This is a genomic window from Streptomyces sp. 135 (assembly GCF_020026305.1).
In the GTDB taxonomy this organism is placed as follows: Bacteria; Actinomycetota; Actinomycetes; order Streptomycetales; family Streptomycetaceae; genus Streptomyces.
Genome location: NZ_CP075691.1, coordinates 1,723,414 through 1,737,579, shown reverse-complemented (window position 1 = coordinate 1,737,579; position 14,166 = coordinate 1,723,414). Strand labels below are relative to the sequence as shown.

Sequence of the window (14,166 nt, the reverse complement as noted above, 5' to 3'; positions counted from 1 at the left end):
CTCACTGGCCCATGACGTACTTGACCGTGGGCCCCGCCGTCCAGCCGCCGTCGACGGCGAGCTCCGCGCCCGTCACGTACGACGCGGCGTCCGAGAGCAGGAAGACCACGGCGGCCGCGATCTCGTGAGCCTCGCCGACCCGGCCCATCGGGGTGTTGGGGTACCTGCCCTCGCCCCTCTCGATGCCGACCTCGGCGGTCATCGGGGTGTACGTCATGCCGGGGTGGACGGAGTTGACGCGGATCCGGGCCGTGCCGAGCTCCACCGCGCCGATCTTGGTGAGGCCGCGCACGCCCCACTTGGAGGCGCCGTACCCGGCGGTGAGCGCGAGGCCCATCAGACCGGCCGCGGAGGAGATGTTGACGATGGAGCCGCCGCCCGCCTCCTTCATGGCCGGGACCACGGTCCTCATACCGATGAAGACGCCGGTGAGGTTGATGTCGAGGACCTTGCGGAAGTGCTCGACGGACTCCGACTCCAGCAACTGGCCGGTCGATATACCGGCGTTGTTCACCAGGCCGTGCAGGCCGCCGAACTCGGCGGCCGCGAGGTCCGCCACGCGCCGCCAGTCGTCCTCGGAGGTCACGTCGTGGTGCGCGAAGCGGGCACGCCCGCCCAGCTCGGCGGCGGTGGCCGCGCCCTCCTCGTCGAGCACGTCGGTCAGCACGACGTTCGCACCCGCGGCGACCGCCTGCCGGGCGGCCTCGGCGCCGAGACCGCGGGCGGCGCCGGTGATGAGGACGGTCTTGCCGGTGAGGTCATGGGCAGGCGTGGTGGCAGCGGCAGTGTCAGTGGTGGTGGTCGTGCCGGTCATGGGGTCTCCAAGGTGGGGAGCGGGGCCCGCAGCAGGGCCGCGGTGGTCTCGACGAGGTCGGTGAGGAAGACGTCCTCGCCGGTCAGCGGGGTGGTGCCCGCCAGGTACTGACGGGCGCGGTCGGCCATCGCGGCGCCGATCATCGTGAGGGCGAGGTCGAGCCGCTCCAGGCGGACCGGCTCCGGGACGGTGGGGGCGAGGCACTCCTCCAGCCTCCCGATCAGCTCCCAGTAGACGGTGCCGTCGATGGTCGGATGCGGGGTGCGGGTGCGCACGCCGCTCTCGTGGCTGAGCTGCGCGGAGATCCGCAGGCAGCGCCGGCCGCGCTCGGTGCGCAGCTCGGTGGCCTCGGCGGTGACCAGGGCGGTCAGCAGGGCGCGCAGGCCGCGCGGGCCGGTGTCGCCGCCGGTGCGCGCCAGGCCGGCGGCGAGCACCCGCTCGGTGCGCTCCTGGCGGGCGGCCATCACCGCGTCCAGGAGGCCGCCGCGGGAGCCGAAGTGGTACTGCACGGCGGAGGGGTTGCTCTGTCCGGCGATGCGGACGATGTCCCGCAGCTGGGCGCCGTCGACGCCCTGCGCGGCGAAGACCTCCTCGCCGGCGCGGATGAGCTTCTCCCGGGTCTCGGTACCGGATGTCCTGGCCATGGCCACCACTCTAATGCTGGCCATTATTAATAGCCACCGCCGGGATCGACCGCCCGAGGCCGACTCGCCCGGCCCGGCCTGTTGACGTGCGCCTCCGCACTGCCCAGGATCTGACCCACCGGTAACTTCGCGGGCCCTGTCGAGGAGGACGACCCCTATGGCGTACGACGCAGACGTGATCGTGATCGGGGCGGGACTCGCCGGACTGGCGGCCACCGCGGAACTCGTCGACGCGGGCCGCCGGGTCGTCCTCGTCGACCAGGAGCCCGAGCACTCCATCGGCGGCCAGGCCCACTGGTCCTTCGGCGGGCTGTTCTTCGTGGACTCGCCCGAGCAGCGGCGGCTGCGGATCAAGGACTCCCACGCGCTGGCCCTCCAGGACTGGATGGGCACCGCCGCGTTCGACCGCCCGGAGGACCACTGGCCGCGCAAGTGGGCCGAGGCGTACGTCGACTTCGCGGCAGGCGAGAAGCGGTCCTGGCTGCACGGGCAGGGTGTGCGGTTCTTCCCCGTCGTCGGCTGGGCCGAGCGCGGCGGGTACGACGCGCAGGGCCACGGCAACTCCGTGCCGCGTTTCCACATCACCTGGGGGACGGGCCCGGGGCTGCTGGCGCCGTTCGTGCGGCGGGTGCGCGAGGGAGTGGCGCGCGGCCTCGTCGAGCTGCGGTTCCGCCACCGCGTCACCGGCCTCGGACGCAGCGCGGGCACCGTCGACACCGTCACGGGCGAGATCCTCGAACCGTCCGACGCCGAGCGGGGCAGGGCCAGCAGCCGCGAGGTGACGGGCACCTTCGAGCTACGGGCCCAGGCGGTGATCGTCACCTCGGGCGGCATCGGCGGCAACCACGACCTCGTCCGCGCCAACTGGCCGGAGCGGCTCGGTGCCCCGCCCGAGAAGATGATCTCCGGGGTGCCCGCGCACGTGGACGGCAAGATGCTCGGCATCGCCGAGGCCGCGGGCGCCCACCTCATCAACCGCGACCGCATGTGGCACTACACCGAGGGCATCGAGAACTGGAACCCCATCTGGGAGCGGCACGGCATCCGCATCCTGCCCGGACCCTCGTCCCTGTGGCTGGACGCGCGCGGCGACCGCCTGCCCGTGCCGCTCTTCCCCGGCTTCGACACGCTCGGCACCCTCGAACACATCATGAGGACCGGGTACGACCACACGTGGTTCGTGCTCAACCAGCGCATCATCGGCAAGGAGTTCACCCTCAGCGGGTCGGAACAGAACCCGGACCTGACGGGCAAGTCCGTGCGCGGCGTCATCGACCGCGCGCGGGCCGACGTGCCGGGACCCGTCAAAGCCTTCATGGACCACGGCGTCGACTTCGTGGTGGAGAAGGACCTCGGCGCGCTCGTGCGCGGCATGAACGCGCTCACGGGGCACTCGGCGGCCCCGCTCATCGACGAGGCCGCCCTGCGCCGCACCCTCGCCGCCCGCGACCGCGAGATCGCCAACCCTTTCACCAAGGACCTCCAGGTGACCGCCATCCGCGGCGCCCGCAAGTTCCTCGGCGACCGCCTCATCCGGGCCGTCGCCCCGCACCGCCTCCTGGACCCCAAGGCCGGTCCGCTCGTCGCCGTACGCCTCAACATCCTCACCCGCAAGACACTCGGCGGCCTGGAGACCGACCTCTCCTCGCGCGTCCTGACCGAGGGCGGCGCGCCCCTGCCGGGCGTGTACGCGGCCGGGGAGGCCGCCGGATTCGGCGGCGGGGGAGTGCACGGCTACCGCTCGCTCGAAGGCACCTTCCTCGGCGGCTGCCTCTTCTCGGGGCGCGCGGCGGGCCGGGCCGCCGCCCGCGCCGTGAGTTGAGCAGCTCTTTACCGAGGAGGGTTCTCCCAGGTGAAGGGCGAAGTCTGAGGATTTCGCAACGAGTTGGTGAAGGAGGCAAGGGTAGGCTGGCCTTGACGTGGACTGGTGCCTACCGGTTTGCTGTGCGTGATCATCCGTACGCGAGCCGCGCCGGGGAGGAAGTCCCGCGGTGTCACCACCCCCACCCCCACTGGGCCGCTCCCGCAAGAAAAGGGCCGCGGCGCACGCCTTCGACGCCGCACTCGACGACGCCGAACTCGTAGGCGCCCGGGCCGCGTTGGCCCAGGGGCGCTGGATCGAGGCGCGCGCGCTGCTCGCCGCCACCGGCGACGACTGGGACCGCAGGGGCCACCGCTTCGACGTCCTCGCGCAGGAACCTTCCACCACGGCCTGGGCCCGCGACTGGCGGCTCGTGGAACCGGAGAGCTACGACGCCGAGGTGCTGCTCGCCTTCGCCGCCGTGCACAAGGCGCTGCGCGGCAAGGAGCGTTCGGACCGGGCGCGCGCCCTGTGCCGCGAGGTGGCCGGCCGCGCCCCCGCCGACCCGACGCCCTGGCTCGCGCTGCTGCTGCTCGAACGCTCGCTGGGCCGCGAGGAGGACGTCGTACGCCTCTTCGACGAGGTCCGCCACCGCCACCCCGAGCACCACCACGCCCACCACCTGATGGTCGCCCGGCTCGCCGAGCGGCGCCCCGCGGCGGGCCAGGACCCGCTGCACGAGGTCTACGACTTCGCCTCCTGGGCGGCCGAACAGGCGCCCGCCGACTCCCCGTTGGCGGTCCTGCCGGTGGTCGCGCACGCCGAGCGCTACCGCGTCCTCGCCACCGCCGGCATGGAACCTGCCGACCCCATGGCGAGCACGCACTGGACGGGGCGGCGCGCCCGCGGCGTCATGAAGGCCGCCTTCGACTGGTGGCTGGAGTGGGAGACACCCGACGAGCAGGCCCACCCGCGCTGCCACGTCGACCTCAACTTCCTCGCCCACGCGAAGTCCTGCGAGGGCAGGGCCGCCGAGGCCGCCGTGCTCTTCCACCGCATCGGACGGCACGTGACCCCGGCCCCCTGGTCCTACCCGGACCGCGATCCGCACGAAGCGTTCACCACCGCGCGCGCCACCGCGCTCGGCTCCGCCTGAACGCCGGGACACACGCCTGAATACCCGTAAATATCCGTACCTCTGAGATCCGTACCCCTGAAAGGACGACCGCGCCATGGCGACGGGCAGTTCGAGCACGAGCGGCACCAGATCCCTCAGCGAACCGACGGGTGACAGCGGGATCAGCACGTACAAGGGGCAGGAACGCGCGCTGCGCGCGGGCCGCCTCGGCACGGCGGGCCTCCTGCTCTCCGTGCTCGCCGCGACCGGCCCCCTGATGGTCGTCGCCGGCGTCATGCCCACCACCTACGGCGTGATGGGCATCGTCGGACAGCCCCTGCTCTTCCTCATCCTCGGCGTCGTCCTCGCGCTCTTCAGCCTCGGGTACGCCGAGATGAGCCGGCACGTCCACAACGCCGGCGCCTTCTACGCGTACATATCCCGCGGCCTCGGCGGCACCGCGGGCGCCGGCGCCGCGCTGGTCGCGCTCGTCGCCTACAGCGCCCTCCAGGCGGGGCTGTACGGCCTGCTCGGCTTCGAGGTGTCCGGGCTGCTCCACACGTACTTCGAGATCGAGGTCGCCTGGTGGATCCCGGCGCTGGCCACCGTGGCCCTGGTCGCCGTCCTCGCCTGGCTGAAGATCGACCTCAACGCGCGCGTGCTCGGCGTGCTGCTGCTCATCGAGGTGGCGCTCGTCGTCATCTTCGACATCGCGGCCATCGCCGACCCGGCGAAGGAGGGGCTGTCCCTGCACGCCTTCAACCCGGACACGCTCACCGGCGCGGGCGTCGCCACGTCGCTGTGCTTCTGCATCGCGGCCTTCACCGGCTTCGAGCAGGCCCCCGTGTACGCCGAGGAGACCAGCCGCCCCCAGGTCGTCGTCGCCCGCGTGATGTTCTTCGCCGTCGGCTTCGTCGCCGTCTTCTTCGCGCTCAGCTCCTGGGCGCTGACGGTCGCCGCGGGGCCCTCCGGCATCGTCGGGGCGGCCGAGAAGCAGAGCGCGGGCCTGCTGTTCGACCTCACCGAGTCCCGGCTCGGCGGCACCTTCACCGACGTACTCCACGTGCTCTTCGTGACCGGCATGTTCGCGGCCATCCTCAGCTTCCACAACGTGGTCGCGCGGTACGCCTTCGCGATGGGCCGCGAGAGGCTGCTGCCCGCCGCGTTCGGCCGCACCAACACCGCGACCGGCGCCCCGGGCACCGGCTCGCTGCTCCAGACCGTCATCTCCGTCGTGGTCGTCGTGGGCTTCGCCGCCGCCGACGACGGCGGAGCGGGCGACCCGACCGCCCCCGTGCTGCACCTGTTCACCTGGGGCGGCAACATCGGCGCGCTCGGCGTCATCCTGCTGATGGCCACCGCGTCCGTCGCCGTCATCGTCTTCTTCGCCCGCCGGGGCGCCGCCCGCGCCCAGGCCTGGCGGATCGCCGCCTCCGCGCTCGCCGCGGTCGGCCTGCTCGTCATCGCGGCGTACACCGTCAAGGACTTCGACGTCCTCGTGGGCGCGGGCCCGGACTCGGCGCTCAGCTGGGTGCTGCCCGGCATCATCTTCCTGGCGGCGCTCATCGGTGTGGCGTACGGGACGATCCTGCGCTCCCGCGACCCCGAGGCGCACGCCCGCATCGGTCTGGGCAACGAGGCGTTCCAGCTGGAGAAGGCGTCTTCCTCGCCGGGGGCGTGACGGTCGCTCCCGGCTCGGCCAGGTGCGGTCCGTCCCCGGCTCCGCCGAGTCCGTCCGCAAGCGCGGACGGGCTTGATCGTTCGTGGCCGCGCCGACGATTTCGGCGCGGCCACGAGATTTCGGCGGCTCCCCGGGACGGTTCAGGCGGCCTCCGGAAAATCCAGCCCCTGCGGCGTTTGGGGAGCGGGGTCCGGGGCGGGGCCCCGAGGCGGTGCCGAACCCCGGCCGCTAGATGATCAGGGAGAGCACCAGGACCAGGCCTCCCGCCACCACCGAGATGATCGTCTCCATCACCGACCAGGTCTTGATCGTCTGGCCGACGTCAAGGCCGAAGTACTCCTTGACCAGCCAGAACCCGGCGTCGTTGACGTGCGAGAAGAACAGCGAACCCGCGCCGATGGCCAGCACGAGCAGTGCCGCGTGCGAGGTCGACATGTCGGCGGCGAGCGGGGCGACGAGACCGGCCGCCGAGATCGTCGCGACCGTCGCCGAGCCCGTCGCGAGCCGGATCGCCACCGCGATCAGCCAGGCGAGCAGCAGCGCGGGGATCGACCAGTCCTTGGAGAAGTCCAGGATCATCTGGCCCACGCCGACATCGATGAGCGTCTGCTTGAAGCCGCCGCCCGCGCCCACGATCATCAGGACGCCCGCGATCGGGGCGAGCGACTTCTCGACGGTCGTCGACAGGCGGTCCTTGGTGAAGCCGGCCGCACGGCCCAGCGTGAACATCCCGACGATCACCGCGGCCAGCAGCGCGACCAGCGGCGAGCCTATGACGTCGAAGACCCGCTGCACGGTGGTCTCGGGGTCGTCGACCACGATGTCCACCAGAGCCTTGGCCAGCATCAGCACGACGGGCAGCAGCACGGTCGCCACCGTGGTGCCGAAGCCGGGACGCTTCTCCAGGTCCTCCGAGGGACGCTGCGGGATCATCTTCTCGGGGGCGGGTACGTCCACCCAGCGCGCCGCGAACTTCGAGAACAGCGGCCCCGCGATGATCACCGTCGGGACCGCGACCAGGACGCCGAGCGCGAGGGTGACACCGAGGTTGGCCTCGACCGCGTCGATGGCGACGAGCGGGCCGGGGTGCGGCGGGATGAGCCCGTGCATCACGGAGAGACCGGCCAGCGCCGGGATGCCGATGCGCATCAGTGAGTAGTTGCCGCGCTTGGCGACCATCAGGACGACCGGGATCAGCAGCACGATGCCGACCTCGAAGAAGAGCGGCAGACCGATGACGGAGGCGATGAGCACCATCGCCCACGGCATCGCGCGTCCGCCCGCCCGTCGCCCGCCGCCACCCTTCTGAAGAGGGACCTGCGGCCCCGCCCCTCCCCATTTGGCGAGGATCGTGTCGACGATCTGGTCGGCACCCCCGGAGTCGGCGAGCAGCTTGCCGAGGATCGCGCCGAGCGCGATGAGCACACCGACGCCCGCGACCGTCGAGCCGAGCCCGGCGGTGAAGCTGGCGATGGCCTTGTCGAGCGGGGCGCCCGCGAAGGCCCCGAGCGCGAGCGACCCGACGGTCAGCGCGAGGAACGCGTGCAGCTTGAACTTGGTGATGAGCAGGACGATGACGGCGATGCCCGCGAGGACGGCGATCCCCAGCTGGGCATGGCCCGCCGAGGTGATCGGCTCGACGGGGTCCGCTGCCAGCATCTCGACGCTGAGATGAGTCACGGTGGCTTCCTAGGACGTGGGTATGGGGGCGCCCCTTCGAGAGGCGCGGGGAACTGCGCGACCAGCCACATGCGGCCCGCGGGCGAGGTGTTTAGTCGAGGTCCCGCAGGGCCTCAACGGCCCGCCCGGCGATCTCCTCCGGAGATCCGGCGACATCGACGGCCACGCCCGCCTCATCCGCCCCTAGGGGCTGCAACGTGGCGAACTGCGAGTCGAGGAGCGCCGTCGGCATGAAGTGCCCCTTGCGCTGCCGCATCCGGTCCGCGATGAGCTCGCGGTCCCCGGTGAGGTGGACGAAGACGACGCCGGGGGCGGCGGCCCGCAGCCGGTCCCGGTAACTCCGCTTCAGCGCGGAGCTGCTGACGACACCGCCGCGCCCCTCCCGCCCGTGCGCCCAGGCGCCGATGGCGTCCAGCCAGGGCCAGCGGTCGTCATCGGTGAGCGGGGTGCCGGAGGACATCTTCTCGACGTTCTGAGGCGGGTGGAAGTCGTCGCCCTCGGCGTACGGGACGCCGAGCCGGTCCGCGAGCAGGGGGCCGATCGTCGTCTTGCCGGTCCCTGCCACGCCCATGATCACGACCACGTGGGGGGTGTGCTGCTGCCGCATCGTGCTCTCGCTGTCTTCATCGACATCGGTCGGTTCGTTCACGTCACTGAAACCCATTAGGTATGACGAATTCAAGAGGCTGTGACATAAAAGTCTGACTTATTGTTCACGTGCCTCTCCTCGTAGGCTTTCGTCATGACCGCACAGGCCCGAGGGCTGCACTCCCGCGTACTGGAAAGCCTCGGGCCCGCCATCACCGCGGGCGAGTACCCGCCCGGCAGTGTTCTGCGCACGGACGAGCTGGCCCAGCGGTTCGAGGTGTCCCGCTCCGTGATGCGCGAGGCGGTCCGGGTCCTGGAGTCCATGCACCTCGTCGCGTCCCGGCGGCGGGTGGGCGTGACCGTACTGCCCACCGAGCAGTGGAACGTCTACGACCCGCAGGTCATCCGGTGGCGTCTCGCCGGCGCCGACCGGCCCCGCCAGCTGCGCTCCCTCACCGTGCTGCGCTCCGCGATCGAACCCGTCGCCGCCGGACTCGCCGCCCGGCACGCCACGGCCGCGCACTGCGCGGAGCTGACCGAGTGCGCGCTCGGCATGGTCGCCCACTCGCGCGGCCACCAGCTGGAGGGCTACCTCAAGCACGACGTCGCCTTCCACCGCGTCATCCTCAACGCCTCCGGCAACGAGATGTTCGCCCGCCTCGGCGACGTCGTCGCCGAGGTGCTGACGGGGCGCACCGCCCACCAGGTGATGTTCGAGGACCCGGACCCGCCCGCCGTGTCCCTGCACGTCCAGGTCGCCGAGGCGGTCAGGGAGGGTGACGCGGTCCGCGCGGAGGCGCTGACGCGCGAGATCGCCCTCGGCGCGCTCGAAGAGCTGGACATCCTGGCGCCCTGACGCCGGGGGTGCGGGCGAGTCGGCGACAGCGGCCGGGCTCGGCGGCGAGGGACGGGTCGGCGGCGAGGGACGGGTCGGTGACAATGGACGCCATGTCCCGACGCGCCGCACGCCCCACGTCCTGCCCCTGCGGGCACCCAGAGCCGTACGAGAAGTGCTGCGGCCGCCTGCACCGCGGCGAGGCCGCCGCCGGCAGTCCCGAGGAGCTGATGCGCTCCCGCTACAGCGCCTTCGCGGTACGGGACGAGGCCTACCTCCTGCGCACCTGGCACCCGAGGACCCGGCCGCCCCGCGTCGAGTTCGACCCGGCGCTGCGCTGGGTGGGCCTGGACATCGAGGAGACCGGCGAGGGCACCGCCTTCCACACCACGGGCACGGTCACCTTCCGGGCCCGCTACACCGACGGCGGCCGCCCGGAGGTCCTGCACGAACACAGCCGCTTCGAGCGCCTCGACGGCGCCTGGGTCTACGTGGACGGCAGCTTCATCGCCTGAGCGCATCCGACGGGACCCGGCCACCGCGACCCCCGTGCGCGTGGGACTGCTGGGAAGCGGAGGTTCACACGGGGTGTGATCCGGCGGGGCGTGCCCGTGCGCCGGGCTCGCCCGAAGCCGCCGACGGGCCCAAACGCCCTGGACCGGCCGCCTGTTCGACCCCGCCGGGCGGCCCCGCACATAGGCGGGAACCCTCGCTGCGGCCGACCGGCGCCGCCAGTAGCGTCTGCCTGCCCCCTCCCTCACGCAGTCCCGTATGCCGTGCGATGGAAGAGGCTCCCGATGGCCGACACCGGACAGCACCAGCACCGTCACGAGCGCTACATGGGCGGCACCCCGGAAGCGGAGCGCCGGATCTTCGAACGCCTGGCCCATGAGCTGATGAAGGTCCAGGAGAAGAACCGGCGCGCGAGCCGGACCAAGGACCTGGAGCGCACCTTCCACGCCAAGGCCGCGCTCGGCGTGGAAAACGCCAGGATCCGCTTCCACGACGACCTCCCCGACGCCCTGCGCGGCGGCTTCGCGCAACCCGGCGCCACCTACCCGGCGACCGTGCGCCTCTCCAACGCGGGCGGCATCCGGCAGGCCGACGGCGCGCCCGACCTGCGCGGCATCGCCGTGCGCGTGGCGGTGTCCGCCGAGGAGAGCCACGATCTGCTCGCCACCAACCACCCGGTGTCGCACGCCCGTGACGCCCGCGAGTTCGTGGCCTTCGCCAAGGCCATGGCGGGCGCCACCACGCGCGTACGCAAGGCCGTCGGGCTCTTCGTCAGGCTGCCGCTCGCCGTCGGCCCGTCCACGGCCGCCCGCATGCGCCGCAACATCCGCGCCGCCACCCGCCGCACGGTGGAGAGCCTGGCGGGCGAGACGTACTGGAGCCGCAGCGCCATCCTGTGGGGCGAGGCGGGCCCGGTCCGCTATCTGCTGCGGCCCGCGGGCCACGCCACCGCCGGCGGCACCCGCCCCGAACGGCGCGACCCTCACTACCTGCGCCGTGAACTGGAGGCCCGCCTAGTCCGCCAGGACATCGCCTTCGAGCTGTGCGTCCAGCGGTATGTCGACGACAAGCGCACCCCCGTCGAGGACGGCGCCGTGGAGTGGCCCGAGTCCCTCGCGCCCGCGCTGCCCGTCGCCACGCTCACCGTGCCGAGCCAGGACCTCGAGACCGCGCGGGCGCGCGCCGCGGGCGGACGCGTCGAGACGATCGGCTTCAACCCGTGGTTCACCACGGACGACTTCCGTCCCCTCGGCAACCTCAACCGGGCCCGCAAGGCCGCGTACGAAGCGAGCGCCGCGCACCGCCACGGCCTGCGCTTCGTCACCGGGGAACCGCTGCGCAACAAGGTGCTGGGCGCCCCGGCCGGCGCCGCGTTCCGGCTCCTGAACCGCGCTGTGCCCTGGCACCGGCTGCCCCTGTCCGCGAGCCTGCTCAACCTCGTCTTCCTGCGCAAGGCGCTGCGCCGCCGCAACCTCATCGACACCGACGTGCACGAGGCGCCGCCCAAGGCCATGCCGGTGCCCGCCCCAGCCGACGAACACCTGCGCACCGTGCGGTCCTACGACGGGACGTACAACGACCTCTCCCGCCCCGCCATGGGCGCCGTGGGCGCGCCCTTCGGACGCAACCTCAAGCCTGTCCACCGGCCCGACCTCTTCGACGTCCCGAACCCGGTGACCGTCAGCCGCCAACTCCTTTACCGCGACACGTTCCTGCCCGCGACCTCGCTGAACGTCCTGGCCGCGGCCTGGATCCAGTTCCAGGTCCACGACTGGGTCAACCACCGCCGCCACAAGCCGGGCGGCGAGAGCGTCGAGGTGCCGATGCCGCCCGGCAGCACCTGGCACAACACGCCGGGCGGCCCGGCCGAGCGCGTGATGCGCTTCGCCGAGAACGAGGGCATCGCGCTCCCCGGCGGGCAGCCGCCGGTCCTCTTCGCCAACACCGCCTCCCACTGGTGGGACGGCTCCGAGGTGTACGGCGAGAACGAACGGACCGCGAAATACCTGCGCGAGCCCGATGGCGGAGCCGGACTCCGCCTCGACGAGGGCCACTTGCCCCTAGGTCCGAACGGCGTCCCGCTGACCGGGTTCGCCGACAACTGGTGGCTCGGCCTCAGCGCCATGCACACCCTCTTCGCCCGCGAGCACAACGCGGTCTGCGCCGCGCTGCGGCACGCCTACCCCTCCATGAACGAGGAGAGCGTCTACCACACGGCGCGCCTCGTCGTCTCCGCGCTCATCGCCAAGATCCACACGGTGGAGTGGACCCCGGCGATCCTCGCGACCGAGGCGATCGACCTCGGGCTGCGCACCAACTGGGAAGGACCGCCGGACAGCTGGCTCCAGAAGCTCGGCCTGTGGCTGCTCGAATCCCACTCGCTGACCGGCATCCCCAAGACCCTGCCGGACCACCACGCCGCGCCGTACTCCCTGACCGAGGACTTCGTCACCGTCTACCGCATGCACCCGCTGATCCCCGACGACTTCGAGATGCGCGAACACCGCTTCGGGCAGCGCCTGGAGACCCTCGGCTTCCGCGACGTCCAGGGCACCGCCGCCGAGGGCGCCATCCGCAAGACGGGCCTCGCCGACACGCTCTACTCCTTCGGCATCGCCCACCCCGGCGCGATCACCCTGCACAACTTCCCGCGCGCGCTCCAGCGGTTCGAGCGCGACGGCGAGATCATCGACCTGTCCGTGGTCGACCTGGTCCGCACCCGCAGGCGCGGCGTGCCCCGCTACAACGACTTCCGGGAGGGCCTGCACAAGCAGCGCATACGCTCCTTCGAGGAGCTCTCCCAGGACCCGGTGACCGTCGCCCGGCTGAGGGACGTCTACCGCTCGGTCGACGAGATCGACACGGTCGTCGGCCTGTTCGCCGAGAACCCGCCGCACGGCTTCGGCTTCAGCGACACGGCCTTCCGCGTCTTCATCCTGATGGCGACGAGGCGGCTCCAGAGCGACCGCTTCCTGACCGTCGACTTCCGCCCCGAGATCTACACCCCGCTCGGCATCGACTGGGTCCAGAAGGGCGGCATGAACTCCGTCCTGCTGCGGCACTGCCCCGAGCTGGCGGGCCTGTTGCCGCGCGGGGCGAGCGCGTTCGCGCCGTGGCGCCAGGTGCAGCCGGTGGCCGAAGGCGGCGGGCGTGACACCCGCTGAGGGGCACGAGGGGCTGGCCGATCTGTTCGCCCGGCCCTTCCTGGAGACGCTCTGGCGCCGCCGCACCCACCGGGTGAGCCGCGGCGCCACCGTCCCCGCGGGCTCGATGACCTACCGCTCGCCCCACGCGCCGCACCCCCTCACGGAGCTGGAGGAGGCGGTCCTGATCGCGCTGACGGGCCGCACCGGCCTCACCATGCCGGACCGCCCCTTCGACGCCCCGCGCGACGGCAAGCCGATCATGGCCAAGCCCAACATGACCATGGCCGGCCGTACCGCGGGCAGCCCCGACAACGCGCAGGGCACGCACTTCTTCCTGATCAACGACGCGGGGACGTACTTCCTGCGCCGGCTGCCCCCGGCACCCGACCTGCCGCTCGACGCCGAGCACCTCATCGAGCGGGCGCGGCAGGCGAAGGTCCGCGTCCTCGACCACCGCCTCGACGTCGCCGGGGGACTGCGCGACTTCCCGGCCTACCTGGACTCCAACGGCTTCCTGTCCAACCTGCCGGGGACGACGCTCCTGTTCCCGGTGGTGGACCTCTCCCACCAGTACATCGACGCCCTGATGTACCTGCTCACCCAGCCGGACGGGGCCCGCCCCACCCTCGTCGACGACCGCAACTTCTACCGCCCGGCGGGCGTGAAGAAGTGGATCGCCAACGGCTTCCTCAACGGCGCCCTGAAGCTGCCGCTCGGCGCGCTCGGCCCCCTGCGCACCCAGATCGAGGCGGACCTGCTCCTCCAGAACCTCATGCTCTCCGCCGAGGCGATGGGACTCGGCGCCTGGATCCACGCCTCCCTCAACCCCCAGATAGCCCTCGGCGACCCGAAGTTCTCCCGCGCCTACGGCAAGATGCTCGGCTTCTCCTTCGTCACCCCGCGCTGGCGCCTGCCGGACGTGTGGCGCTGGCACGTCCCGCTCCCGAAGTACGCGGCCGTGCGCTCGCACCCCGTGGGCCTGACCGCCCCCGACGGCGAGCCCCTCATCGAGGCCGCCTGCCCGCCCGCGCACCACTCGATGACGGACGCGGGGGACGCGGTCGTACGCGCCGAGTTCGGCCCCGGCGGCGTCTACACCGACAAGGACGTGCGTGCGCAGGATGTACGGCGCAGATGTCCCGCGCGCAGTCGACCACCCGCTCCTCGTACTCGCTCGCCTCCGCGAGGTAGCGCGGCCGCTTTCCCGCGCATACGGACGCGATCCACGTACCCGGGGCGTGGCTCCAGGTCCACCACGTGGAGGAGGAGTACTACGAGAGGTTCTTCACGAACGGGCTGACGGACGTGCACCGCCGGCACGGGGCCCTGTGGGACACCTGACGGGTC

11 protein-coding genes are annotated in these 14,166 nt (G+C 72.2%); 7 read left to right on the top strand and 4 right to left on the bottom strand.

Translation table 11 applies throughout. From position 1 onward, the window contains the following. Position 1: 1 nt before the first annotated feature. Positions 2 to 814 (bottom strand): glucose 1-dehydrogenase, encoded by an 813-nt coding sequence (locus KKZ08_RS07770; protein ID WP_223773740.1) that lies wholly within the window; start codon positions 812 to 814, stop codon positions 2 to 4. Then, complete coding sequence (locus KKZ08_RS07765) at positions 811 to 1,458, bottom strand: TetR family transcriptional regulator (RefSeq protein ID WP_223773739.1); 648 nt, start codon at positions 1,456 to 1,458, stop codon at positions 811 to 813. Before KKZ08_RS07765 ends, KKZ08_RS07770 begins: the two co-directional genes overlap by 4 nt. Positions 1,459 to 1,615: 157 nt before the next feature. On the opposite strand from KKZ08_RS07765, the gene KKZ08_RS07760 reads away from it, so the two are divergent. From KKZ08_RS07760 to KKZ08_RS07750, 3 genes are all read left to right on the top strand, one after another. Further along, the gene (locus tag KKZ08_RS07760) at positions 1,616 to 3,280 is read left to right on the top strand and encodes an FAD-binding dehydrogenase (protein ID WP_223773738.1); all 1,665 of its coding nucleotides are present in this window, start codon (positions 1,616 to 1,618) and stop codon (positions 3,278 to 3,280) included. Between the two features lie 169 nt (positions 3,281 to 3,449). Beyond that, positions 3,450 to 4,415 (top strand): hypothetical protein, encoded by a 966-nt coding sequence (locus KKZ08_RS07755; protein ID WP_223773737.1) that lies wholly within the window; start codon positions 3,450 to 3,452, stop codon positions 4,413 to 4,415. Between the two features lie 76 nt (positions 4,416 to 4,491). After that, the gene (locus KKZ08_RS07750; RefSeq protein WP_223773736.1) at positions 4,492 to 6,057 is read left to right on the top strand and encodes an APC family permease; all 1,566 of its coding nucleotides are present in this window, start codon (positions 4,492 to 4,494) and stop codon (positions 6,055 to 6,057) included. Between the two features lie 228 nt (positions 6,058 to 6,285). On the opposite strand, the gene KKZ08_RS07745 is transcribed toward KKZ08_RS07750, so the two are convergent. Continuing rightward, positions 6,286 to 7,737, bottom strand: coding sequence for a gluconate:H+ symporter (locus tag KKZ08_RS07745; RefSeq protein WP_223773735.1), 1,452 nt, complete (start codon positions 7,735 to 7,737; stop codon positions 6,286 to 6,288). 91 nt (positions 7,738 to 7,828) lie between these two features. After that, complete coding sequence (locus KKZ08_RS07740) at positions 7,829 to 8,344, bottom strand: gluconokinase (RefSeq protein WP_223778947.1); 516 nt, start codon at positions 8,342 to 8,344, stop codon at positions 7,829 to 7,831. Between the two features lie 135 nt (positions 8,345 to 8,479). Between KKZ08_RS07740 and KKZ08_RS07735 the strand changes: the two genes are divergently transcribed. The 4 genes from KKZ08_RS07735 (at position 8,480) to KKZ08_RS07720 (ending at position 14,119) form a co-directional block, all read left to right on the top strand. Beyond that, the gene (locus KKZ08_RS07735) at positions 8,480 to 9,181 is read left to right on the top strand and encodes a FadR/GntR family transcriptional regulator (protein ID WP_223773734.1); all 702 of its coding nucleotides are present in this window, start codon (positions 8,480 to 8,482) and stop codon (positions 9,179 to 9,181) included. 92 nt (positions 9,182 to 9,273) lie between these two features. Then, positions 9,274 to 9,675: a YchJ family metal-binding protein gene (locus tag KKZ08_RS07730; RefSeq protein WP_223773733.1), complete on the top strand. Its 402-nt coding sequence runs from the start codon at positions 9,274 to 9,276 to the stop codon at positions 9,673 to 9,675. Positions 9,676 to 9,957: 282 nt separating this feature from the next. Further along, a complete protein-coding gene (locus tag KKZ08_RS07725; protein ID WP_223773732.1) occupies positions 9,958 to 12,837 on the top strand; it encodes a peroxidase family protein in 2,880 nt (959 codons plus the stop codon). After that, complete coding sequence (locus KKZ08_RS07720) at positions 12,824 to 14,119, top strand: hypothetical protein (RefSeq protein ID WP_223773731.1); 1,296 nt, start codon at positions 12,824 to 12,826, stop codon at positions 14,117 to 14,119. The genes KKZ08_RS07725 and KKZ08_RS07720 overlap by 14 nt, the downstream gene beginning before the upstream one ends. Positions 14,120 to 14,166: the final 47 nt, after the last annotated feature.

Coding starts and splice junctions, on each gene's coding strand:
- KKZ08_RS07770 (WP_223773740.1), bottom strand. CDS start 814: ATGACCGGCACGACCACCACCACTGACACTGCCGCTGCCACCACGCCT.
- KKZ08_RS07765 (WP_223773739.1), bottom strand. CDS start 1,458: ATGGCCAGGACATCCGGTACCGAGACCCGGGAGAAGCTCATCCGCGCC.
- KKZ08_RS07760 (WP_223773738.1), top strand. CDS start 1,616: ATGGCGTACGACGCAGACGTGATCGTGATCGGGGCGGGACTCGCCGGA.
- KKZ08_RS07750 (WP_223773736.1), top strand. CDS start 4,492: ATGGCGACGGGCAGTTCGAGCACGAGCGGCACCAGATCCCTCAGCGAA.
- KKZ08_RS07740 (WP_223778947.1), bottom strand. CDS start 8,344: ATGCGGCAGCAGCACACCCCCCACGTGGTCGTGATCATGGGCGTGGCA.
- KKZ08_RS07735 (WP_223773734.1), top strand. CDS start 8,480: ATGACCGCACAGGCCCGAGGGCTGCACTCCCGCGTACTGGAAAGCCTC.
- KKZ08_RS07730 (WP_223773733.1), top strand. CDS start 9,274: ATGTCCCGACGCGCCGCACGCCCCACGTCCTGCCCCTGCGGGCACCCA.
- KKZ08_RS07725 (WP_223773732.1), top strand. CDS start 9,958: ATGGCCGACACCGGACAGCACCAGCACCGTCACGAGCGCTACATGGGC.